The organism is Gammaproteobacteria bacterium (assembly GCA_037388465.1).
Classification (GTDB): Bacteria; Pseudomonadota; Gammaproteobacteria; order SpSt-1174; family SpSt-1174; genus JARRKE01.
The window spans coordinates 23544-32406 of record JARRKE010000037.1; the positions used below are offsets into that span (position 1 = coordinate 23544).

7 protein-coding genes are annotated in these 8863 nt (G+C 64.3%); 4 read left to right on the forward strand and 3 right to left on the reverse strand.

All coding sequences use genetic code 11. The annotated features are described in order from the left end of the window. Positions 1 to 97: 97 nt before the first annotated feature. Entirely contained in the window at positions 98 to 1285 is a 1188-nt protein-coding gene (locus P8Y64_08800) for an SUMF1/EgtB/PvdO family nonheme iron enzyme (protein ID MEJ2060567.1), read from the reverse strand. Continuing rightward, a complete protein-coding gene (gene egtC, locus P8Y64_08805) occupies positions 1282 to 2064 on the reverse strand; it encodes an ergothioneine biosynthesis protein EgtC (protein ID MEJ2060568.1) in 783 nt (260 codons plus the stop codon). Before egtC ends, P8Y64_08800 begins: the two co-directional genes overlap by 4 nt. 57 nt (positions 2065 to 2121) lie before the next feature. On the opposite strand from egtC, the gene egtD reads away from it, so the two are divergent. The 4 genes from egtD (at position 2122) to ppx (ending at position 6840) form a co-directional block, all read left to right on the forward strand. Then, the gene (gene egtD, locus P8Y64_08810; GenBank protein MEJ2060569.1) at positions 2122 to 3129 is read left to right on the forward strand and encodes an L-histidine N(alpha)-methyltransferase; all 1008 of its coding nucleotides are present in this window, start codon (positions 2122 to 2124) and stop codon (positions 3127 to 3129) included. Between the two features lie 118 nt (positions 3130 to 3247). Continuing rightward, positions 3248 to 3940 (forward strand): phosphate regulon transcriptional regulator PhoB, encoded by a 693-nt coding sequence (gene phoB, locus P8Y64_08815; GenBank protein ID MEJ2060570.1) that lies wholly within the window; start codon positions 3248 to 3250, stop codon positions 3938 to 3940. Positions 3941 to 3946: 6 nt separating this feature from the next. Then, the gene (phoR, locus tag P8Y64_08820) at positions 3947 to 5272 is read left to right on the forward strand and encodes a phosphate regulon sensor histidine kinase PhoR (GenBank protein MEJ2060571.1); all 1326 of its coding nucleotides are present in this window, start codon (positions 3947 to 3949) and stop codon (positions 5270 to 5272) included. 68 nt (positions 5273 to 5340) lie between these two features. Further along, positions 5341 to 6840, forward strand: coding sequence for an exopolyphosphatase (ppx, locus tag P8Y64_08825; protein ID MEJ2060572.1), 1500 nt, complete (start codon positions 5341 to 5343; stop codon positions 6838 to 6840). Between the two features lies 1 nt (position 6841). Here ppx and ppk1 read toward each other — a convergent pair. After that, a partial coding sequence (ppk1, locus tag P8Y64_08830) for a polyphosphate kinase 1 (GenBank protein ID MEJ2060573.1) occupies positions 6842 to 8863 on the reverse strand: 2022 nt, incomplete at its 5' end.

Sequence of the window (8863 nt, forward strand, 5' to 3'; positions counted from 1 at the left end):
TTACGCCCGGCGTGTCGTTGGCTGCAAGGCGTCAGCATGCCGGACCGACCGGACGGTCTCAAGTCTCGCCCGTTGCGCCGGCACGGAGGGAAGCATGTCAGTTGTTCAGGCCGTCGGCATCCGGCATCTGCCCGTAGGCGAGGCGCAGCCCCGCGAAGATGTGCCGCTTGTCGGGGTTGTAGTAGTTGCGGAAGGAGGGGCGGCGCACGTCCGGGCGGGTATGGCGGCTGGCGCCGCGCAGCACGTAGTGTTGTCCGTCGAACCACGGCACGGAATAGCCGTCGTAGGGGAAGGCCTCGAAACCGGGATAGGGATAAAAGAGATTGGCGCACCATTCCCATACGTGGCCGGTGTTCGCCAGGCCGTGCTGCCAGCAGGCGACCTCCCATTCCGCCTCGTGGGGCAGGCGGGCGCCCGCCCAGCGGGCATAGGCCTCGGCTTCGTAGTGGCTGAGGCCGTGGACCGGCTCCCCGGGTGCGAGTTCGTGCGGCCCCTGCACGTCGATGCCGTACCACCAGCCGCGTGCATCGCGGCGCCAGTGTTCGGGATGCGTGATTTCATGGTTGCAGTGCCATTCCCAGCCTTCATCGCTCCACAGGGATGCGTCCTCGTAGCCGCCGGCCTGCATGAAACCGAGGTACTGGGCGTTGCTGACCGGGGTGCTGGCGATCTCCGTGCGCGGCAGATGCACGTCCACGCGCGGCAGTTCGTTGTCGTACGAATCGGGACGGGTGCCGCCCATGGGGTAAGCGCCCGTCGGAACGACGAAGCGTTCGTGGTGGGGCGGCGCCGGCTCGAGTCGCCGGTCTGGAAAGAATTCGTAGCCGTGGCGCCGCATGGCGCGCTGCGCCAGGACCATGTTCATGGTTTCGTAATGCTGGCTGTTGTGCTGGAGCAGGAATTTCGCCAGATAGTCCTCGGCCAGCAGTTCATGCGCCGGCAAGGTATAGCCGATGCCGGAAAATCTCAGGATGTTTTGCTCCTGCTGGCGTTCCACTTCCTGCATCAGCGTCGCCTTGGGCGGCAGTCCCGGCCCACGCTGCGGTTTGGGAATGTTTTCCGGAAAGTAGAAACCGTGTTTGTCGTGCGTCAGCCGGTCGTCGCCGCACACCCGTTCGAGCAGCCAGTAGTTTTCGATAAAGGCGCAATGCCCCAGATGCCAGCCGATGGGACTGAGATCCGGGTGATACTGGGTGCGGTAATCGGCGTCGTCCAACGGCTCGACCAGCGAGAGCAGTCGGCGATCCACAGCCCGCAGCCGTACCAGGGTGACGAGTTCCGTCATAGCGCCAGCAATTCGGGCGGTTCCGCAGGGTCGAGGATCAGGACGTGATGCTCGGGAATGCTTTGCCAGAAACTGGCGCCGGTGAGCGGTTCGGAAGCGACGAGTTGCGCACCCTCCGGGAAGAATTCGTCGTCGGTCGTGTAGTAGAGCGAAGGACATTCGCCGTTGACGGCGTGACGCGCGGCATAAATGCGCTGCCCGTCGGTGATCACCAGATTCAGCAGGGCGCTGTCTTCGCCCATCAGCTCGTCGAGCTGGCCCAGCACTTCCGCGATGGCGGATTCCAGGGACAGGTCTTCGTTTTCGAAAAAGGTCTGGCGCAGCATGGCGAACAGGTATTCGGAGTCGGTATTGCCCTGGATACCCGCGAGGATGTCGGGGTGCAGGCTTTGCAGCAACCGCGGGCGGATGCGTTTTTCGAAATTGCGCATAAAACCGTTATGAGTATAGAGCAGCTCCCGGCTCAAAAAAGGCTGGGTGTTCGCCAGTCCGGTCGAAAAACCGGGCGTGGCGCTGCGTACGCTGGCGAGCCACAGGGGCTGATGCAGCGTGTCGCCGAGCGCGTCGAGATTCACGTCCGACCAGATCGGCAGGGCGTTCAAATAGCATGCGGGGTCGCCTTCCGGCTTGTACCAGCCGAACCCGAAGCCGTCTGCGTTGAGTTTGGCAAAGCGCAATTCGCGCGGCGCCCAGGACTGCACCACGAGACTGTGTTCCGGCTGAAGCAGAAAGCGTCCGAGTGAGATCTCGGGCCCGAGATAGGCTGCGATTCGGCACATGAGTTCGTATTGGGTTTGTTTTACCGCCGTGATGGGCCATGTTAGCCTTTCGACATTGTGAACGCACCACTCGACTCTGTACTGACCACGGACGAATCGCGTTTTTCCTGTCAGGAAATCCCACCCGCCCGTACGCCGCGCACCCTCGAAGACGATGTGCGCGAAGGGTTGCTGACGCCGCCGCGTTCGTTGCAGCCGAAGTATTTCTACGACGATCTCGGTTCCCGGCTGTTCGACCGGATCTGCGATACGCCGGAGTATTATCCCACCCGTACCGAGGCCGCCCTGCTGGCCGATTCCGCCGACGCCATCATGCGTCAGACGGCGCCCGACCACATCATCGAACTGGGCAGTGGCGCGTCACGCAAGACCCGGCATCTGCTTGATGCCTGTGCCGCGCGCGGGCAGTACTGCCGCTACTGGCCATTCGACGTCTGCGAACCCATGCTGCGTACGGCGGGTGAAGGTTTGGTGACGGACTACGACTGGCTCGAAGTCCGCGCCCTGGTCGGCGATTACATGGCCGGTCTGGCGCATCTGCCCCAGCCGGAGGGACGCCGTCTGTTCGTTTTCCTGGGGGGCACGCTGGGGAATTTCGATCCGCAACAGGCGCAGGCCTTTCTGACGGAACTGCGCCGTTGCATGCGTGACGGCGACAGCCTGCTGGTGGGTGTAGACCGTGTTAAGGACACCGAGGTCCTGAACGCCGCCTACAACGACAGCCAGGGGCTGACGGCCGCCTTCAATCTCAACCTGCTCAACGTGCTGAATCGCGAGCTGGCAGCCGATTTCGATCCCGGCCGGTTCGAGCACACGGCCGCCTTCAACGAACAGGACTCGCAGATCGAGATGTATCTCATCTCGACCGAGCGCCAGGCGGTGGAGCTTGGCGCGCTGGACGAAACGCTGTCCCTGGAGGCAGGCGAGGAAATCCTGACCGAGATCAGCCGCAAATTCACGCCGGAAGGGCTGACCGACCTGTTCGGTGCGGCCGATCTGCGGGTAACCGACCATCTCGAACCTCCCAACCGCTATTTTTCCCTGCTGTTGCTGGAAGCTGCCTGAAGCGGCCGTTTGCCCGCGGGCGGTGCTATATTGTTGAAATATCGGGTGAATGACTGTCACAGAACTTTAATAGTTCCCGGTTTTAATGTATGGCGCCAGAGGATTGAGAGTGAAGCCCATGACCGGCAAACAAATCCTGATCGTTGAGGACGAACCCTCGATTCGTCAGATGGTGGCGTTCGCCCTGGGGCGGGCGGGATTCGATCTGCACGAAGCGGAGGACGCCTCCCGCGCGCTGGAGCTGATGGCCGACAAGATTCCCGATCTGGTGCTGCTGGATTGGATGCTGCCCGGCATGAGCGGGCTGGAACTGGCGCGGCGCATGCGCCGCGACGAATACCTGAGCGAAGTGCCCATCATCATGCTCACCGCGCGCGGCGACGAGGAAGACCGCGTGGGCGGACTGGAATCCGGCGCGGACGACTACGTCTCAAAGCCCTTTTCTCCCCGCGAGCTGATCGCGCGCATCAAGGCAGTGCTGCGCCGGGTGCAGCCGGAAAGCGGCGAACAGGCCCTGGCCGCCGACAAGCTGCGTCTGGACCCGGCCAGCCACCGGGTGACGGTGGATGGACAGCCGATCGAGATGGGGCCGACGGAGTTCAAGCTGCTGAACTTTTTCATGTCCCATCCCGAGCGCGTGTATTCCCGCGAACAGTTGCTGGACCGGGTATGGGGGCGTAACGCCTACGTGGAAGAGCGGACCGTGGATGTGCACATTCTGCGGTTACGCAAGGCGCTGGCGCCTTTCAGTTACGACCGATTCGTGCAGACCGTACGTGGAGCGGGTTACCGGTTTTCGGAACAGGGCTGACACAGCATGTACACCTCCTGGCTGTCGGAGTTCTGGCGCTTATCGATGTTCCTGCTGGCGGGCGCGATCTTCGGCATGCTCACCGAGCGGTTCTGGGAGTCCCTGTTCGTTGCCACCATCATTTACGTCATCTGGCAGTTCCGCCGCCTCCATCACCTGATCGGCTGGATCCGCAAGGGTGACCGCAGTTCTCCGCCCGACCTGGACGGCATGATGGGCGAGGTGGTGCACCACATCTATCGCCGCCATCAGCGCGACCGCAAACGCAAAAAGAAGCTTTCCAAACTGCTGGCGCGCTTCAGCGAGACCAGTTCGGCCATGCCTGACGCCACCGTCATTCTCGGCGGGAACGGCGAGATCGAATGGTTCAACGACGCGGCCAAGCATCTGCTGGGTCTGCGTTCGCAGGACACCGGGCGCTGGATCAGCAATCTGATCCGTCACCCGCAGTTCACGGAGTATCTGCGCAAGGGCGATTTCGCCGAGTCCGTCGGCATCCCGGCGCCGCATGACGAAGAGATCATGCTCAACATCCGCATCGTGCCCTACGGCAACCATCAGCGCCTGTTGACCGCACGGGACATGACCCGTCTGCACCGGCTGGAGGTTATCCGGCGCGACTTCGTCGGCAACGTCTCGCACGAACTGCGTACCCCGCTGACCGTCATCGGCGGCTACCTGGAATCGCTGGTGGATGGCGAGGACCTCACGCCGGAGGAAATGCGCAGCTCCCTGCGCCAGATGCAGCAGCAGACCCAGCGCATGCGCTCGATTATCGAGGACCTGCTCAAACTCAGCCGGCTCGAAGGGCGTCCGGGCTCACAGGAGGACTTCGTCAACGTGTCGGTGCCGGCGCTGATTGCCGGACTGGTCGAAGAGGCCACCATCCTGATCGGCAGCAAGGGGCACGAACTGCACGTGGAAAAGGATGACGACCTCTGGCTGCAGGGCGCGGCCGACGAACTGCATTCCGCCTTCTCCAACCTGCTCAGCAATGCGGTGCGCTACACGCCGCAGGGCGGGGTGATCACGTTGCGCTGGTATGCGGACGACGCCGGCGCCCACTTCGAGGTCGAGGATACCGGTCCGGGGATCGATCCCCAGCACATCCCGCGTCTCACGGAGCGTTTTTATCGCGTCGACAAGGACCGTTCGCGGGATTACGGCGGCACCGGTCTCGGGCTCGCCATCGTCAAGCATGTGCTGCAGCACCACGACGCCAAGCTGCGCATCAAGAGCCGCGTGGGACAGGGCAGCACCTTCATCTGCGACTTCCCTTCGGACGCCATCGTGCGGCGCGGCGACGGGCCGCGTCTCGTCGTTTCGCGCTGAGGCGGCCGCGCCCGGTGCCGATGATGCTAGACTTGCAGCCCTGGCTGCCAACCCCCATCTAGCGCTCGATGTTCAAACGCCGCAAGCCGCCTGAAACGGTCGCCGCCGTCGACCTCGGTTCCAACAGCTTTCACATGATCGTGGCCCGGATCGAGAACGGCCACGTACGCGTTCAGGACCGGCTCAAGGAGATGGTGCGACTCGGCGGCGGACTGGACGACACCAATCACCTCAAGCCCAAGGCGCGCCAGCGCGCCATCGCCTGTCTGCAGCGTTTCGGCGAGCGCGTCAGCGGCCTGCCGCGCGGCGCGGTGCGTGCGGTGGGCACCAACACCCTGCGCAAGGCGCGCAACGCGGACGAGTTCCTGCCCGAGGCCGAAGCCGCGCTCGGCCATCCCATCGAGATCATCTCCGGGGTGGAGGAGGCGCGCCTGATCTATCTCGGCGTGGCGCACAGCCTGGCCGACGACGGTGGGCGCCGGCTGGTGGTCGACATCGGCGGCGGCAGTACCGAGCTCATCGTCGGCGAACGCTTCGAGCCGCTGGAAATGCAAAGCCTGTACATGGGCTGCGTGAGCATGACCCAGGCCGCATTCCCGGACGGGGAGATCACGGCCGCACGCTGGCGGGAAGCCGATACCCGGGCGCGGCTGGAAATCCGTCCCATCGAAAAACGCTATCGCCAGACCGGCTGGAACAAGGCGATCGGCGCCTCAGGCACGGTGCTGGCCGTGGCCTCGGTGGTGCAGGCGCAGGGCTGGTGTCAGCATGGCATCAGCCTGGAGGCCCTGCAGCGCCTGCGCAAAACTCTGATCGACGCCGGCGGCATGAATGCCCTCGATCTCGACGGCCTGAGCCGGGACCGCGCCCCGGTCTTCCCGGGCGGCGTGGCGGTGCTGCTCGCCGTGTTCGAGGCGCTGGGCATCGAACACATGGACATCTCCGACGGGGCGCTGCGTGAAGGGCTGATCTACGATCTGCTCGGGCGTATCCGACACGAAGACGTGCGCACCGGCACCATCGATGCCGTCAGCCAGCGGTTTGGCATCGACGTGGAACATGCCAAGCGCGTCGAGGCGACGGCGCGCCAGCTGTTCGGCGAGTGCGCCGAGGATTGGGGCTTGCAGGACGAGGATGCGGACCTGCTCGACTGGGCCGCGCGGCTGCATGAGATTGGTCTGGCGGTGGCCCACAACCAGTACCACAAGCACAGCGCCTACCTGCTCGAGAACATGGATCTGGCCGGTTTTTCCCGTCCCGAGCAGCGCCTGCTGGCCCTGCTGGTGCGTGCCCAGCGGCGCAAGTTTCCCTACAAGCTGTTTGAACCGCTTTCCGTGGACCAGCGCAATCGCGCCCTGCATCTCGCCATGCTGTTGCGCCTGGCGATTCTGCTGCAGCGTACGCGTGGGGAGGAAAGCCCGCCGATCGAGTCGGTGCAGGCCAGCGGCAGCGGCATCAAGCTGCGTTTCGAACCGGGCTGGCTGGAGGCCCATGCCCTGCCGCAGGCCGACCTGGAGCAGGAACAGGCGTGGATCAAGCCGGCGGGACTGAAGCTCAAGTTCTCCTGACTCAGCTGCCCTGATAGCGCTCCAGCAGCATCTGCTGGGCGGAGCGCGGCTTGGCATTGCCGGGCTTGGCGCGCCGGTAACTGCCGTCGCGCTGCAGCACCCAGGCCTGGGTATTGTCCGAGAGATAGTATTCCAGTCCTTCCTCGATGACCCGGGCGCGCAGTTCGGGATCCGGTACGGGGAAGGCGACCTCCACCCGGCGGAAGAAATTGCGCTGCATCCAGTCGGCGCTGGACAGGTAGACCTCGGGCTCGCCCGCATTCTCGAAATAGAACACGCGCGAATGTTCCAGGAAGCGGCCCATCACGGAACGCACCTGGATGTTGTCGGAGACGCTGGCGATGCCGGGACGCAGGCAGCAGATGCCGCGCACGATCAGGTCGATCTTCACGCCCGCCTGCGAGGCGCGGTACAACGCCCGGATGATCTGCGGTTCGAGCAGCGAATTCATGCGCGCCATGATGCGCGCCGGTTTGCCCGCCCTGGCGTGCGCGGTCTCGCGGTCGATCTTGTCCAGCATGGCCTTGTGCAGCGTGAAGGGGGATTGCAGCAGGCGGCGCAGTTTGGTGACCTTGCCCAGGCCGGTCAGTTGCTGGAAGACGCGGTGCACATCCTCGCAGATGGTGCGGTCGCAGGTGAACATGCCGAAGTCGGTGTAGGCGCGAGCGGTGCCGGCGTGGTAGTTGCCGGTGCCGAGATGTACGTAGCGTTTGAGGCGATGGCGCTCGCGGCGTACCACCAGCGTCATCTTGGCATGGGTCTTGTGGCCGACCACGCCGTAGGTCACGTGCGCGCCGGCATCCTGCAGCCGGTTGGCGAGCTGGATGTTGGCTTCCTCGTCGAAGCGCGCGCGCAGCTCGATCACCACCAGCACCTCCTTGCCCGCCTTGGCCGCGTCAATCAGCAGTTCGACGAGCTGCGACTCGGTGCCGGTGCGGTACAGGGTCTGCTTGATGGCCAGCACCTCGGGGTCGCGCGCCGCCTGGCGCAGAAACTCGATCACCGGCGTGAAGCTCTGGTAGGGATGATGCAGCAGCCAGTCGCCTTCGCGGATCAGGCGAAAGATGTTTGCGCTGGTCGTGAAGCCTTCCGGCAGTCCCGGCGTAAAGGACGGGTACTTGAGATCGGCCCGCTCGACCAGGTCGGGCACCGCCATGAGGCGTTTGAGATTGACCGGGCCGTTGACCTGGTAGAGGTCCTCCTCGCCCAGGTTGAAACGGCGCAACAGGTAGTCGGCCGCCTCGCTGGTGCAGTTGTCGGCCACCTCGAGACGCACCCCGTTGCCGTAGTTGCGCTGCGGCAGTTCGCCTTCCAGTGCGCGCAGCAGGTCCTCGGTCTCTTCTTCGTCGACGAACAGGTCGCTGTTGCGCGTCAGGCGGAATTGATAACAGCCGCTGGCGCGCATGCCGGGGAACAGGTCGCTCACGTGGGCATGCAGGATGGAGGTCAGGAAGACGAAGGAATATTCTCCCTTGGCGACCTCCTGCGGCAGGCGAATGAGGCGCGGCAGCGCGCGCGGGGCCTGGACGATGGCCATCCGGCTCTCGCGGCCGAAGGCATCCTTGCCGTCCAGGGTGACGATGAAGTTCAGGCTCTTGTTCAGGATGCGCGGAAAGGGATGCGCCGGGTCCAGTCCCAGCGGGCTGAGCATGGGCAGCAGTTCGCGCGAGAAATAGCCTTTCACCCAGGTCGCCTGTTCGGGCGTCCAGTGGGTACGGCGCACGAAGTGCACACCCTCGGTGGCCAGCGCCGGAATCAGCTCGTTGTTCAGCACGCAATATTGCTGGTCGACCAGTTCATGCGCTTCGATGCTGAGACGATGCAGCTGTTCGCCCGGGCTGAGCCCGTCGGGACCCGAGCTGTTCACACCGAGATCGACCTGCTGCTTGAGGCCGGCAACCCGTACTTCGAAGAATTCGTCCAGGTTGCTGGCGGAGATGCACAGGAAGCGCAGGCGCTCCAGCAGCGGGACGCTTTCGTCGCGGGCCAGCTCCAGCACGCGCCGGTTGAAGGCGAGCAGGCT